The 14238-nt window shown below is 38.8% G+C and carries 14 protein-coding genes; 3 read left to right on the forward strand and 11 right to left on the reverse strand.

Annotated elements, in window-relative coordinates; translation table 11 throughout:
• Positions 1–45: 45 nt before the first annotated feature.
• Positions 46–1230, forward strand: a complete 1185-nt coding sequence (locus AC27H3_RS05645; protein WP_487104448.1) for a mandelate racemase/muconate lactonizing enzyme family protein — start codon at positions 46–48, stop codon at positions 1228–1230.
• Positions 1231–1285: 55 nt separating this feature from the next.
• Here AC27H3_RS05645 and kynU read toward each other — a convergent pair whose 3' ends face one another.
• The 5 genes from kynU to AC27H3_RS05670 all read right to left on the reverse strand — a co-directional run bounded on the left by kynU (position 1286) and on the right by AC27H3_RS05670 (position 6015).
• Complete coding sequence (gene kynU, locus AC27H3_RS05650; RefSeq protein WP_487104450.1) at positions 1286–2521, reverse strand: kynureninase; 1236 nt, start codon at positions 2519–2521, stop codon at positions 1286–1288.
• Positions 2521–3360, reverse strand: coding sequence for an alpha/beta hydrolase family protein (locus AC27H3_RS05655; RefSeq protein ID WP_487104744.1), 840 nt, complete (start codon positions 3358–3360; stop codon positions 2521–2523). Before AC27H3_RS05655 ends, kynU begins: the two co-directional genes overlap by 1 nt.
• Positions 3361–3741: 381 nt before the next feature.
• Positions 3742–4200: an Lrp/AsnC family transcriptional regulator gene (locus AC27H3_RS05660; RefSeq protein ID WP_487104452.1), complete on the reverse strand. Its 459-nt coding sequence runs from the start codon at positions 4198–4200 to the stop codon at positions 3742–3744.
• A 105-nt stretch (positions 4201–4305) separates the two neighbouring features.
• Positions 4306–5268, reverse strand: coding sequence for an amidohydrolase family protein (locus tag AC27H3_RS05665; protein WP_487104454.1), 963 nt, complete (start codon positions 5266–5268; stop codon positions 4306–4308).
• Between the two features lie 21 nt (positions 5269–5289).
• A complete protein-coding gene (locus AC27H3_RS05670; protein WP_487104456.1) occupies positions 5290–6015 on the reverse strand; it encodes an SDR family NAD(P)-dependent oxidoreductase in 726 nt (241 codons plus the stop codon).
• Between the two features lie 141 nt (positions 6016–6156).
• Here AC27H3_RS05670 and AC27H3_RS05675 point away from each other — a divergent pair, with 141 nt between their 5' ends.
• Positions 6157–6591, forward strand: a complete 435-nt coding sequence (locus AC27H3_RS05675) for a hypothetical protein (RefSeq protein ID WP_487104458.1) — start codon at positions 6157–6159, stop codon at positions 6589–6591.
• Positions 6592–6698: 107 nt separating this feature from the next.
• Here the strand turns inward: AC27H3_RS05675 and AC27H3_RS05680 are convergent, their stop codons facing one another.
• The gene (locus AC27H3_RS05680) at positions 6699–7157 is read right to left on the reverse strand and encodes a Fur family transcriptional regulator (RefSeq protein ID WP_487104459.1); all 459 of its coding nucleotides are present in this window, start codon (positions 7155–7157) and stop codon (positions 6699–6701) included.
• Positions 7158–7470: 313 nt separating this feature from the next.
• Between AC27H3_RS05680 and AC27H3_RS05685 the strand changes: the two genes are divergently transcribed.
• Positions 7471–7872 carry a MerC domain-containing protein gene (locus tag AC27H3_RS05685; protein ID WP_487104461.1) on the forward strand — a complete coding sequence of 134 codons (402 nt, stop codon included), beginning with the start codon at positions 7471–7473 and terminating at the stop codon, positions 7870–7872.
• A gap of 141 nt (positions 7873–8013) precedes the next feature.
• Here the strand turns inward: AC27H3_RS05685 and AC27H3_RS05690 are convergent, their stop codons facing one another.
• From AC27H3_RS05690 to AC27H3_RS05710, 5 genes are all read right to left on the reverse strand, one after another.
• A complete protein-coding gene (locus AC27H3_RS05690; protein ID WP_487104746.1) occupies positions 8014–9504 on the reverse strand; it encodes a dipeptidase in 1491 nt (496 codons plus the stop codon).
• A 507-nt stretch (positions 9505–10011) separates the two neighbouring features.
• A complete protein-coding gene (locus AC27H3_RS05695; protein WP_487104463.1) occupies positions 10012–10818 on the reverse strand; it encodes a DUF4198 domain-containing protein in 807 nt (268 codons plus the stop codon).
• 8 nt (positions 10819–10826) lie between these two features.
• Positions 10827–11369: a DUF2271 domain-containing protein gene (locus AC27H3_RS05700; protein ID WP_487104464.1), complete on the reverse strand. Its 543-nt coding sequence runs from the start codon at positions 11367–11369 to the stop codon at positions 10827–10829.
• A gap of 18 nt (positions 11370–11387) precedes the next feature.
• A complete protein-coding gene (locus AC27H3_RS05705) occupies positions 11388–11987 on the reverse strand; it encodes a PepSY-associated TM helix domain-containing protein (RefSeq protein WP_487104465.1) in 600 nt (199 codons plus the stop codon).
• Positions 11988–12132: 145 nt separating this feature from the next.
• Entirely contained in the window at positions 12133–14208 is a 2076-nt protein-coding gene (locus AC27H3_RS05710; protein WP_487104466.1) for a TonB-dependent siderophore receptor, read from the reverse strand.
• Between the last annotated feature and the right edge of the window lie 30 nt (positions 14209–14238).

Consider the following 14238-nt stretch of genomic DNA (forward strand, 5'->3'; position numbering starts at 1 on the left):
GTTATTATTTGAAATCAGCATTAAAAAGCACATAAAGAGAACGCAATGAAAGTAACTCATGTAGAAATTTTTGATATTGAATGCCCTAAACGTCCAGGCTGGAACCCAGTTTTTATTCGTGTACACACCGATGAAGGCATAAGTGGCGTAGGGGAAGCGGGTTTAGCTTACGATTGGGGTCATAGTGCCGCTGCAGCAATGCTGAAAGAAATTAGTGAAGCAGTATTGATTGGTTTTAATCCTTTTAATACCGAATTATTGTGGTCGCGTATGTTACGTGAAAGTTTCTGGGGCTTAGGCGGCGGACCGGTACTTTATTCTGCTATGAGCGCGATAGATACTGCATTGTGGGATATAAAAGGCAAAGCCCTTGGCTTACCGGTTTATCAATTACTTGGTGGCAAAACTAATGGTAAATTGCGTACTTATGCTAGCCAATTACAATTTGATTGGGACGATACCATTAGTAAGCTTATTGAGCCTGAGCAATATGCACAAGCAGCATTAAAGGCGGTTGCGCAAGGCTATGATGCCGTTAAGGTTGACCCGATTGTTTATAATCAAGATGGTAGCTCTTCATTTGATCGCACCAAGTTATTTACCCCGAAACAAATGCGTTTATTTGGTAATCGTTTGCGTGCCATCCGTGATGCCGTAGGCGAAGATGTCGACATTATTTTTGAATCTCATTCTTTAATGGGCGCAGCATCGGCTATTCAAATGGGACGAATAGTAGAAGAAGTTGGGTGTATGTTCTACGAAGAGCCGGTTAATTACTTAAATTCAGCCGTGCATAAAAAAGTGTCAGATAATGTGAATGTGCCCATTGCGGGTGGTGAGCGTTTATATCACCGCTGGGACGTAAGACCTTATTTTGAAGCACAAAGTATTGACGTATTACAGCCAGACATTGGCTTGTGTGGTGGTTTTACTGAAGCTAAAAAAGTATGCGATTATGCCGATGTTTACGACATTCGCATTCAAGCACATGTTTGTGGCGGCCCAGTAGCAACAGCAGCATCTTTGCACCTTGAAACTGCTATTCCTAACTTTTTAATTCATGAACATCATACTTATGCGATTAAAGACTGGAACCGCGAGTTATGTTTACAAGATCCTCAGCCGGTTAATGGTTTTTTTGAAGTATCAGAAACCCCCGGTATTGGTATTGAACTGAACGATGAAATTGTTAAACGCTCGCCTAATGTAACGGTAAAAGCGCTAAAATGATTATAACTTCAGATAAAAACCACTCTTGTAGTAAATCTACTTGAGTGGTTGTAGCTTAAGTCACTTTTAAAGCGAGATTAAAACGAGGCTCTTTATAAAGCTCATTTTCCACCACATCGACTAAGGTGTTCACCGCCTGCCATATATCTTCAAATGAGGTATAAAGTGGCGTAAAACCAAAGCGTAATATATTTGGCGAACGAAAATCGGCTATGACACCTTTTTCGATTAGGGCTTGGCAAATTGCAAAGGCATTATCGTGCGAGAAAGCGAGCTGACTACCTCGTTGGTTTGCTTCGTTTGGTGAACACAGCTGTAATTCATGCAGGCAATCATGCATTTGTACAGTACGAATAAATACATCACATAACGCGATAGATTTTTGCCTAATCTCTAATATATCGACGTCTTGCCAAACATCAAGCGCCGCGTCCAACGCGCTCATAGAGATAACGCAAGGCGTGCCAGATAGAAACTGATTAATATTGCTCGCTGATTGGTATTCAGGGTCAAAAGAAAACGGTTTAGCGTGTCCCATCCAGCCTGATAATGGCTGCTTAACTAAGGCATGGTGTCGTTTAGCAACATATAAAAAAGCCGGCGCTCCTGGGCCACCATTGAGATATTTATAACCACAACCAACAGCAAAATCTACCTTGCATTTGTCAAGTTCTACCGGCAATGCTCCTGCGCTGTGTGCTAAATCCCAAATGACTAAAATACCTTTTTTATGGGCAAGTTGGGTTAACTTTTCCATATTTAACAATTGGCCAGTTCTAAAATTAACTTGCGTTAATAGCAATACAGCCACGTTTTCTTTGAGGTTATGCTCAATTTGTTCTTCTGCCACCAATTGAAGCTGACATAAGTCTGGCCCTAACAGTTCGCTTAAGCCTTGCGCCATGTATAAATCGGTAGGAAAATTATCCTGTGTCGACAATACAATGCTTCGCGCTGAGTTAAGCGACAAGGCGCTACTTAACAGCTTAAACAAGTTAACCGAAATAGAGTCGCAACAAATCACTTGTCCTGGTTCTGCTCCAACAATAGGGGCGATTTTATTACCGACGCTAATGGGAAGATCAATCCAGTGGTGATCATTCCAACTTCTAATCAGATGGTTGCCCCATTGCTCACTAACCACATCTGCGATGCGTGATTTTGCCGCAGTTGGAAGGGCGCCTAATGAATTACCATCTAAGTAAACCGTGTTAGTTGGCAAGTCAAACTCAAGTCGCTTTTTAGCCAGCGGGTCAGCTTTGTCTAAAGCGGTAATATCATCGAAGTTCATTAATCTATTCCATGTAAATTTTTAATTAGGGTGCTAAATGCCATTGAACCAGGGTGGATCCAATCAAAATGCCCAACGCCCTCTAACAGGAGGATAGTGCTATTAAGCTTTTCTAATTCAAAGGCCGGCACGATAGGGTCAGCACCACCTTGTAGAAGAACGCTATTGGCATGTAATGTTTGTTTGCTAGGGTTGGCTTTTATATATTCACTTGGTTTGTCTGCTGGCATACCTTGCATAAAATCTTTGGTGACAGTTTGACAGCTATTTTCACCTTTAGCATAGGCTTCGATATCGGTAATGGCCGCTAATCCAATCACCCCTTTAAGTTGACTGATTTCAGCACCGGCAAGTAGTGCCAAATGGCCTCCTGCTGAATGGCCAACTGCTACTGAATTAGCGAGTTTATATTCGCCATTGTTGTAATGACTTGACGCTAGAATTCCGGCTTTAACATCATCAAAAGTAACGGGCCACCCGCCACCAGTAACACCACTACGACGATATTCTAACGACCAAACATTAAAACCTGCTTGTGCTAAACCTGTGCTTAAAGCGTAGGTATGTTGAATATCATAAGCGCTTAACCAACAACCACCATGGATCAAAATAACCAGTGGGTTCTGTTGAGTGTTTTGAGTTTTTTTAGCACGCCAAAGCAAAGCGTATTGCTCTGCGTTTTCACCATAAGAGATTTTTTCATCTGCAGCGCTAAATGCTAATGAGGCAACCTTTGGGTACGGTACATTTTTTTCTACATTAGGAAATTTAACCAGATCTTGAGAGGAATTGGCAGCGAACGAAAGTATGCTAACGAATAAAGCTAATAGCCAATTCAACATAGATTTCTCCTTAGATAACAACATTATGTCAACACTAAATGTCAAAACAAAATGTCAAAACAAAATGTCAGTAAAAAAATTAGAGAGTCATATTACATCATTTTTAGCGCTATCTGGTACTTATAAAGCGTGAGACTTTAGTACTTAAATAACCTGAACTCTAGATAATGAGTGCTTGATACTCAAGTGAATCATTAGCTAAGGTGCTAAAGCAAATGCTATAGCAAGATGAACATCACGAATAGACACCAGCAATGCTTGATTTTATGCCATTTCCAAGGCAAAACGTTTATGAATAGCGAACTATTTATCGTCGTTCTAACGCAGATAATGGTTTAAAAGGTGTATTGAGCAAGCGCTGCTTATCCAGAGTTCAGGTTAAATATAATCAATCGGTAGGGCGGTGGTATATTTAATTTCTTCCATCGCAAAGCTTGAGCTAATATCTGCAAAACTAGCGCGCGTGATCAAGCGTTGATAAAAGCCGTCGTAGGCTTTCATATCTGGTACTACAACGCGTAATAAATAATCGACCTCACCACTCATGCGATAAAACTCTAAAATTTCTGGAAAATCTATCGCTACTTTTCTAAATTCGCTTAGCCAATTCGGGTTGTGCTGGTTAGTTTTAATGGTAACAAAAACTGTTAATCCCACATTAAGTTGCTCAGGATCAGCTAATGCTACGCGGCCTTTAATAATGCCCGATTTTTCCATTGCTTGTATGCGGCGCCAACACGGCGTTGTTGATAAGCCAACTTTATTCGCCACTTCACTAACAGAAGCCGTACAGTCATGTTGAAGTATATTGAGTATTTTTTTATCAAATGCATCCATAAGCGTTAAAACGAAATGGTTTTACCTAATGGTTAGTTAATGTGGAATTATTTTGCGATAAAGGTGGGATTATTGCGAGTTATATTTTATCAATTTAATAAAAACTTAAAATTGATAAAAACGTTGAGCATTACTAAAACATAGCTGTGTAAATTGTTCGTTGTTATATAAAAAACTTGTATCAGCAGACTCGGTATTGCTTATATTAGTTATATTGCTCAAGCTATTTTTCGTTAAGCTAAGGTAGGAAAGCCAAGTGTTTTCATAACTAGTATGAAATAAATTTAGCGGGAAATTACTCGCTAGCATTACCCGAGAAATGCCGAAGGTGTTAATGCATTGATGAATAATGTTATGTGCCCAACTAATTGAATAATTTCTCTCGATCATTTCAAAGCCAGAGCATTTTATATAAATATTATCGAAGCTTGCCAACCTTTTAAGGTTTTGTAACCACTGTTTAGCTTCTACGTTATTTCCCAAGTTAGCTTTTATGCTTTTTTTTATGGTCTCTTTTACGTCATAGTGTGGCGGCCAACCGGCATGATTAATACAAATTTTTAATGCGGGAATTTGTATTAATACGGTAAGTAATTTATCGACAGCGGCAGTGTTTATTAACGGCATTTGTAAGTCAAAACTGAGATTGTAAGCTGCTAACGTGGTCAAGTTGGTTACGCAATGTTTATGACTAAGAATAGTTAATGCATCTTCATCTAAAATATAGCGAATACCCACCACACTTTTAAAGCTTTTTAGTATGTCGAGTTGTGATAAAAACTCTGCTTTAGGCAAGGTAATATCAAGCATAGCTACGCTACGAAAGGGCAGTTTACAGGTGTTTTCTAACCACGCTACTTCACGCCAAGGTTGCTGATTATTAAACCCTGCCTCAATATGTACAAAGCCGGCAAGCGTTAGCGACTCTTTAAGTGTTAAGTCGTGCTCTGAAAAATTTTTTGCGATCAGGGATTTATCAGGCCAAAACGGCGGGCACTCTGGCTTTAGCCATGAATACTCGCCTTGGCTTAGATCAAATAAATGTAAATGAGGATCAATTATTATCATTGTTAATTTATTAGCACAGTACTATTGCGCGGTATAACCGCCGTCAATCACTTGTAAACTACCGGTAATAAATTTAGCTTTATCAGACGCTAAAAAGTGAACTAACTCAGCTACTTCTTCTGCTTGTCCGAGTCGGCCTAAAGGTTGTAAAGCGGCTTCTTCAGCATGGACTTCAGTTTTATTGGCGCCTGATTTTTCACAATAATTGTTAATCGCTTGATGATAAAGTGGCGTTTCAATGGTGCCTGGGCACACAGCATTAGCGCGAATATTAAATTGTGCGTAATCTAGCGCGGTAGTTTTTGCCATTGAAGCAAGGGCTGCTTTGCTTAAGTTGTAAGCAAAAGAGTTATGCTTAGCGACAAGGGCCTGATCTGACGACATTAATATTATCGCACCGTTTTGCTGCGCTTTCATGCTTGGTAATACCGCTTTAATCGCAGCGTAGGCTCCTTTAACATTGATATTAAACACGCGCTCTAAATCAGCTTCAGTGGTGTTTTCTATTGAGCCTGAAAAATGTATGCCGGCGTTAGAAACTAAGACATCAATCGTATGATCTTTTGCAATATTGCTAATTATGTCATTAACTTGAGTAACGTCAGTAATGTCACAAGCACAAAAGCTTCCAACGCTAGATTCAGTAATATCTAAGTTAAATACTTGGTAATTATTGTCTAAAAATAACTTAACAATGCTTAAACCAATACCTGAGCTGCCACCTGTAACAATACAAACTTTTTTCATAATGATAATATTAAAATGATTTTGTTAAATAATATCGTTTACTCGCATTAATACCAATTGAAATAAAAAATTAATCATCTTAAACACTTTTTGTTGCTGTGCTTATTCATTCGGAAAGTTTTCTACTAATGGTAAAAAGAAATGAAATTGAAAAACCTAAAAGAAAGATTAAAAATGTATTACGTGATGAGCCTATTCAGTGTGCTCTTTGCTTTATTAGGCTTTAGCTATAATGCTTGGCGTATGGAAGTTAGCGAAGAAAATAATAATATTCGAACCGCGGCATTTGAAGTGTTGTCACACTTGGGCGAATTAGAGCATATTATTTTATCGGCACATTATGACAATGATTTAATGCAAGGCAATCCAAGAAAAGGTTGGGTTAAAGTAGGTTTAGTTGCCGATTTGAGTGCCTTAATTACCCCAGAGGTAGCTGATAAAGCAATAAAGTTGAAAGCACAATGGGCAGACTCTTGGCATTTAATGACGGCCGATGAAATGGTTGTTACTGAGCTAGTCACCAGTATAGACGAAACACGCTTGGCGATAAAAATAGTGCTAAAGCAAATGAGTTAATCAGAATCTCAGCACTGTTTTTTAAGACTAAATTTTCGTCATCATAAGCTATAAATTAAGATATAAACACAGATGACGATTTTATATTTGTTATTGTGTTATATAGCTTAATTGCCAACTTTATTCGCACAGTTGTTACAAATACCCATAAGCTCAAATTGTGCGTCAATAAGCTGAAAACCTACCGAAGAAACTGACTCATTAAGCTCTTTTGTTAAAGCCGGGTTCATGCCTATTTCTTGGGCATCACCACAGCTTTTACAAACAACAAAATACTGATCTTTATGATTATGTTTGCAGGCAAGGTGCGAGCAAACAATGTATTTATTTAATGTAGGCAGTTTATGCACTAATTGCATTTCAATGAAAAAATCAAGAATACGATATACCGACATCGGCTGAATTTTTTGATCGCTGTTTTGGTTATATAACTCAACTAAGTCGTAGGCAGAAAGTGGGTGCTCTGCGCGTATCAAGTTTTCGAGAATATCGCTGCGCTTATCAGTGAACCGACCACCAGCTGCTTTACATTTTGCCTCAGCGTTTTGTAATAATTTCTCAATCAACGTTTACTTCCTCATAACTTTTTGTATCTTTTATCAGACACGATATCGGGCATATTAGCTGAAGTTGCAGTTATATGCATGCTCAATAGTAAAAGTAATATGCTAGCAAGTGTAAAATTTTGAAATAAAACGCGCTCACAAGATATATTTTTATACATACAACAGGTATCTGTTAGTAGTTTTTATATAATTTAAATGTTATGTTGTATCATATCTGTTTTGGGGTTTATTTTAAACTTATCTTAAAGATTAAAAATATAAAGAATAAAAATTTATTTGTAACCCATTTACCACCTAAATAAGGACACCTTGAATGATCCAAGTTCAACAGCCAGCGGATAAAATTGCTATAAGTTTGTCAGTTTTATGTGCTATTCATTGCTTTGCTACCCCAATGTTAATGGTTTTTTTACCCTCGCTGGCTAGTTTTTTAATAGAGCCAGAGTTACTGCATATGTGGTTGGCCGTTGGGGTTTTACCGATCAGTGTTTTTGCCTTAACGCTTGGCTGTAAAAAACATCGTAAACTGCAAGTGTTGGCACTTGGTTTTATCGGCTTAGCGTTTATGTTAACGGCTGTTGCTAGCGGTGCGTTAGGTTTAGGTGAAAACGCTGAAAAAGCCCTTACTTTGTTGGGGGCTACGTTAATTTCAGGTGCGCATTTTTGGAATTATCGCTTATGCAAGCAGCGTAAAGAGTCGTGTGATTGTCACTAATGCTGTAGATATGTTGAATTGGTTTTGATACTAAAATAGTGACTAGTAAAAAACTGAAGCATATTTAACACAGTAAGATGAAATAGATAGTTAGCAACTTATCTTACCAAATAAAATAAGTTGCTAAGCTGAGTTTAAAGTTTATTTAGCTAATTCAACCAATACCGCAGTGTACATTTTTAAGTTTAAAACAAACTGCTCCATGGTAATAAACTCATGTTCTGAGTGACCAGTGTATTTGTTATTTGGCATTGAAGGGCCAAAGCTAACCGCGTTAGGAAATAAACGTGAGTTAGTACCACCGCCAATAGCAATCGGCTTGGCATCTTTAATACCAGTAAAGTGACTAAATACAGCTAATAACGTATCAATATGAGGAGCATCTTTTTGGACAAATGGTTCGCCAATATAGTGCTCTAACTCTTTAACATTAGCATCAAATTTGTTATTCCAATTTTGCACGGCTTGATGAATTTCTGTGGTTAATTCTTGCTTAGTTTTACCTTGTGGTCGACGCAAGTTAATGTTTAATTCAATGCTATCATCGTGCTGTTTTATTACGGTAGGCGAAAATGTCATTGGGCCCATAAAATCATCTTGATAAGCTATATTGCCGAATTTTTTACCTTCTAAACCTAAGCCAATATTGTCATTAATAAAATTAACTAACGTACCTGGGCCGTTATTCTCCCAGCGAGTATTTGATAATAAATCGGCTAAGTAAGGTATCGCATTTATACCTTCGTCAGGCTTTGAAGAATGGGCTGATTTTCCTAAGGCATTTATGGTTAATGTACTGTCTTTTAATTCAAGATCAAAACTTACGCCTTGATAACTACGGGCTTTACGCATGAGTCGTTGCAGTACAATGATATTAGCATTTTCAATAGTTACGCTGGCGTCTTCAGGAATTTGGCTACCGAAAAAACCACCGGTAAATGCGCTAATATAAGGCGATATGGTTGGTATTTCTTGCTTATTAAAGGCTAATTTTACTGTGCCATAACCTTTCTCTGCGGTTACCACGGGGTATTCAGCGTCAATAGTGATATTGGTTTGGGGTAAGTCATGGGTTTTTATATACGCCTTTAGTGGCTCCCAGTCAGACTCTTCTGCCATATAAATATAAAGCTCAATACGCTTATTAAGCTTTATTTTTTTGTCTTTTATCGCCTTCATTGCAAATAAGGCGGTAGATATAGGGCCTTTATCGTCTTCTGTTCCGCGGCCAATTAATCGTCCTGGCTCGGTAGTGGTATCAAGTTCAAAAGGTGACATCTTCCATTTTTCTGCATTAACTGGTTGTACATCGCCGTGTGTAATTATGCCAACACGCTCTTTTTGTGCGCCTAAGCCAATTACCACGACATAACCTTCATCGAGGTAATCTAAACCAAGTGCTTTTGCTTGTTTTTTAAGCTCTGCTTTAAACGCAACATGCGCCGGATTATCATCAACCGATATACCATCTTTAGCAACGGTATTATGTTTAACTAGCTCGCGTAGACTGTCTACCATGGCTTGCTGATAGGTTGCTACAGCATAGTCAGCGGTACTTTTTGCACTGTAGCTAACCTGTGTAGATTGAGTTGTGCCAGTGGCGTTAACTTCTGCGCTTAATGTTAAAGACATAAGCCCAGACGTAATAATAGATGCAGATAAAAGCGTTAGTTGTTTAAGCAAAAGGTGCTCCAGTAATTGGCGGTTCAATTTTTCTCGTCGCTATATTAACGTAAGTTATATCAAGCGGGCTAATTTATTGATCATCTTTGAATATTTTATCAGTTTACTGTCTGCATTATGTTCAGTCGCAGAAACTCTACATTGCTCAGCAATATGTTCTTATATTGCTTTGGTTTACATTATTATTGTAAGAATTAATAACAGCGTAAACTTGAATCGTTATCTTTGTAGATATTGATAAAAGTTTACTTTGTTAGCCGTTAAACTCGGATGACCGAAATGAATAGACTCAACTTTTACAGATAAGTTTAATTGTTTTTAGTAAGTGGGGTGTTCAAGAGAATAATGGGACTAACATCAAAAATTAATCTGCATTAAAATGAAATTTAAAAGGCTAGGAGTTAACCTAGCCTTAACTTAAGCTAAATTACTTAACGTCAGTTATATGTAATTAACTTATTGCAGCTGTGCTTCAAAAGTCAGGAATACGCCACCTTGCTCTTTATCTGCCAAGGCTTTGTTTTTAGCTTCTTGTTCATATTCTGCAATTAATAAATAGCGTCCGGCTTGGGATGGCGTAAAAGTAATTTCACCATTTCTGTCGGTTGTTAATTTTAATACGTTAGGGGCGTTACGGTAACGCGCAGCGTCTGGTGCAATTTCAACTTCAACACCGGCTTGCACTTTGCCATGATAAGTAAATGCAAAAGTCGCTGGCTCATGCTCTATAATTTCTGCCGGGTGTGTTTTTGGTAATAACTCTAAAAACTGGCCGTCGCTGCGGTAGTTTTCAGTAGGGTTATTCATGGTAATGTATGTTTCTACACGTGTTAGACCGTATGTAGTTTGTAAATCAGTGGCATTAGCCGGGATCATGGCTTTTAATTCTGCTTTGTTGGCACGGGCACGCTTGCGTTTATCTGCAACTTTATAGCTAGAGAAGTAACTTGCGCTAGCATTATTGGTGATTTTGTAAGTACCACTGTCTTTAATAAAATAGTCAGCCACTGATTTTCTATGAGCTTTGTAGCTTGATGAAGGGCGAGTGCTTTTGCCTGACGGCGTTAAAATGCTCATGTTATCAATACTCAATGCTTTATCAACATTAAATACTTCGTTTGAAGCGGAAGCGTCAATGGCGATCCACTCGCCTTGCTCAGACGAAAGCGTAAAGTGACTAGGTAATAACCAACGTGAATGCGCGCTAGCTTGGCTACTAATGGCAACAGCCAAGCAAAATAATAATGATTTTTTAAAGTTCATGTGAGCTCCTAAGGGTTAACAGTAAAAGTAATATCGCCAGTTTCGGCAGTTTCATTCAGGGTAAAGTGCTGTCTTTGGTTGTTGAGTGTAAAAGCTTGCTTGAGTAATACTCGGCTGCCTTTTTCTCGAACAACTTCAATATATAGTGTGTAGTCTCCTGCAAGCAGGGCTTGTTGTTGATCGTTAGTGGCTTTAAACGACAACCCAAATGTTCCAGCAGCATGGGTTGCTGAGGTTATGGCATCAACTAATTCGGCATCTTTTCGGCCAACGTTACGCCACCATCGGCGAATATCTTTCAGCCATTTAGGCTCTTTGCGCCATAGTATGAGTGTTCTAACTGGTTTTCTTTCGGTGTTTTCTATCCATGCGGCAACATAGGGAGGGTGGTATTCACCTTGTTGCTGCTTTAGCGTTAGTTTTATTTCTAAATTAGCGGGGCTGTTTTCATTAGCTTGTGCTGAGGCTGGCAAAATAAATAACAGGCTAAAAAATACCAGTAAAACTATTTTGCTGATGCTATTGGCATGGTTTGATATAAAATTATTCATAAGGGGTATAAAGTCCTTTTAGGCAAAGTAAATAATACTTAAAATAGCCAGTAATGTGCTGCTAACACTAACCATTAAAGTACGATGAAAACGTTTTTGTGGCATGGCTAAAATAAAGCCGGTGATGGCAAAAACAATAAAAAGTACGCTTGATAGATCGATAATCCAGCCCCAAAAATTACTGGTATTTCGGCCTTTATGTAAATCGTTAAGCACTGCCCACCAGCCGTAATGGGTTTGTTCATAAAAGGCGTCGCCGGTTTCAAGTTCAACGGCAATGCTGGTATTTTTCCCGGCTTGTTTAATGCTATAAAACAATTCGCCCGACATTAATTCTGGTTGAATATCTGTTAAAGAAACGCCAAAAGCTTGCTCAACTGCACGAGTAATAAGTTGCTGTTGCTTCGGTGTTACTTGGTTGTCTTTAATTGCAAACTCGGTAACGGAACTGATCGTTAGTTCATTTTCTACCACCTTAGCCTTATGACTACTAAACCATTCAGGATGGTTTAAGGTGATGCCCGTAACTGAAAAAAACAGTAACAAAGTCAGCAACGCCATTGACACATAAACGTGAATAAGCCGGGCAAGATTTAAGGTTTTTTTAGAAGGTTTCATGACTACTTGTTTCTTCATTAATGTGATTTGAGTGCGACTGAGCTATTGCTAATAAAAGCTAATAAAAGGTATATAAAGTACAAATCAGAAAAGGCGACCTACAAAAACTGTGTCGCCTTAACATGAGTTACTGACTAAATGTTCACTAGAAAGCTAATTGAGCCGCTAAGCGAAAACTAATGCCATCAGCTGCCGTTACACTCGTGGTTCCGCCACCAATCAAGTACTTTTTATCTAGTAAGTTATTAATGTTAAAGCGCAGGTTCAGTTCATGCTCTTTAATATCCATTTGATAAGTCGCACCGACATCAATGCGGGTGTAGCTGTCTTTTTTAATGGTGTTTTGGTTGTCTGCAAAGCGAGAGCCTTCGTAAAATGCACCGGCATTAAAGGCAAGTTTTTCAGTTAGCTCGTAGCGTGACCATAAAGCAGCAGACCATTCTGGTACATCAACGGGGGTATTGCCTTGATATAATGCGTCGCGTTCATATTCCGCGTCGATATTGATCAACGATGACATGATAAATAGTTTGTCATTAATGGCACCTTGAGCGCCCAATTCAAAACCTTTATGACGTTGTTCGCCTGCTTGCGTTGTGCGAGTTTCAAATGCAGAATCAATTAAATCTTCTTGAATTAACGTACCCATTTTACTGATATCAAAAATAGCACCACTTAACAAAAGTCTGTCGTCAACAAGTTGCCATTTTACGCCAATTTCACTTTGCTTGGATTCCATAGCTTCTAGCTTCATGCCATGGTTGATATCAGTATCGTTATCTAATTTTTCGCTACTTTGTGGTTCAAAACCTTCGGTGTAGCTATAGTAAATAGTGGCTTGTTCAGAAGGGTGATACAGCACACCAAATTTAGGTAAGAAAGATTCATTATCAGCACCTTCCTTGTTTTGTTTGTCATAACGACCACCAAATGAAACCTGCCAAGTATCATTAAAAGTCACTAAATCTTGCACATATATGCCGTAGTAGTCGTATTCGCTATGTGAGGTGCTATCTGGATTTTTATAACTAATATCAGGCTTTGGCGGCTCGACTTGTCCTGCTGAATAAGTAATTGCTGTGCCATTAGCTTTTACTTGGTCGTAAGAATAATCTAGAGAATTAGCACCGATTAAAAGCTGATGACTAACGCCGGCAAATTCAAACTCGCCAACAAAGTCGACAAAAGCCGTAGTAAATTGCCAGTCGTCAAAGCGATCATAAGGGTTTGAAGTATAGCTATCGCCTTCAACATTAAAAGTACTGCCATTTTTCGGCGCAGATTCAAAACGTTGGCGTTCAAAGGTTTGCTTGTTGTAGCCAAGCGTTACTTGCCAGGCATCACTAATATTATAATTAATATCAGCACCGTAGTTTTCCACGTCGATGTCGGTGAATGCCCATGACATATCACGAATAGTTTTACGGTCGCCAATTAAATCGCCGTCTTCGTTTAACCAACCACCTGTGTCTAATCCGGCTTTGTCGTTGGTATAGTCATAATGCACACTCAGTGATAAATCGTCTGAAACATCATAATCAACAACAAGTGCACCTAAGAAACGATCTCGCTCACGCTGATCGCCGTTTTGATATTCACGTTGATATGTCACATCTTGCTTGACTAAAATGCCACGATAACGAAGTGACTCATCGTCGTTCAGTGCACCACCAGCATCTAAGGTAAAACGGGTTGAACCTTCTTGGTCGGTATCTGCACCGATAGTAAATAAGGTGTTAGCCGTTGGCTTTTTAGTCACCATATTTACTAAACCACCCGGACCAGATTGACCATATAAAATGCTAGAAGGGCCTTTAATTACTTCAACCGCTTCTAAGGTTTCTATCGGTTGTTGGTAGTGTGACCAATGTTGATGGCCATCGCGTAAATAACCATTTGAAGAGCTTAGCTCAAAACCGCGTAAGTTAAACACTTCTCGGTTACGTTGCTTAGAGCCCGCAGAAAGACTAGCGTCATTGGTAAGTACTTCACCTAGAGTCGTTGCTAATTGTTCTTCAACAATAGTACTTGAAATTACGGTAACTGACTGTGCGGTTTCGAGTAAAGAAACATCGGTGCGCATGGCCCCCTTTGCTTCGTCAACTTTGTAATCATTAAAAAAACTACCTGTAACCTCAATAACTTCTAAAGGGCTGCCATTAGCAAATGCAGTGATTGGCGTTGCCATAGATATTGCCAAAAACAGCGATGAGTACTTCATGTAAATCTCCAAATTATCAACGAATATGTC

The sequence above is a fragment of the Colwellia sp. NW0002-52-1 genome, assembly GCF_057550865.1.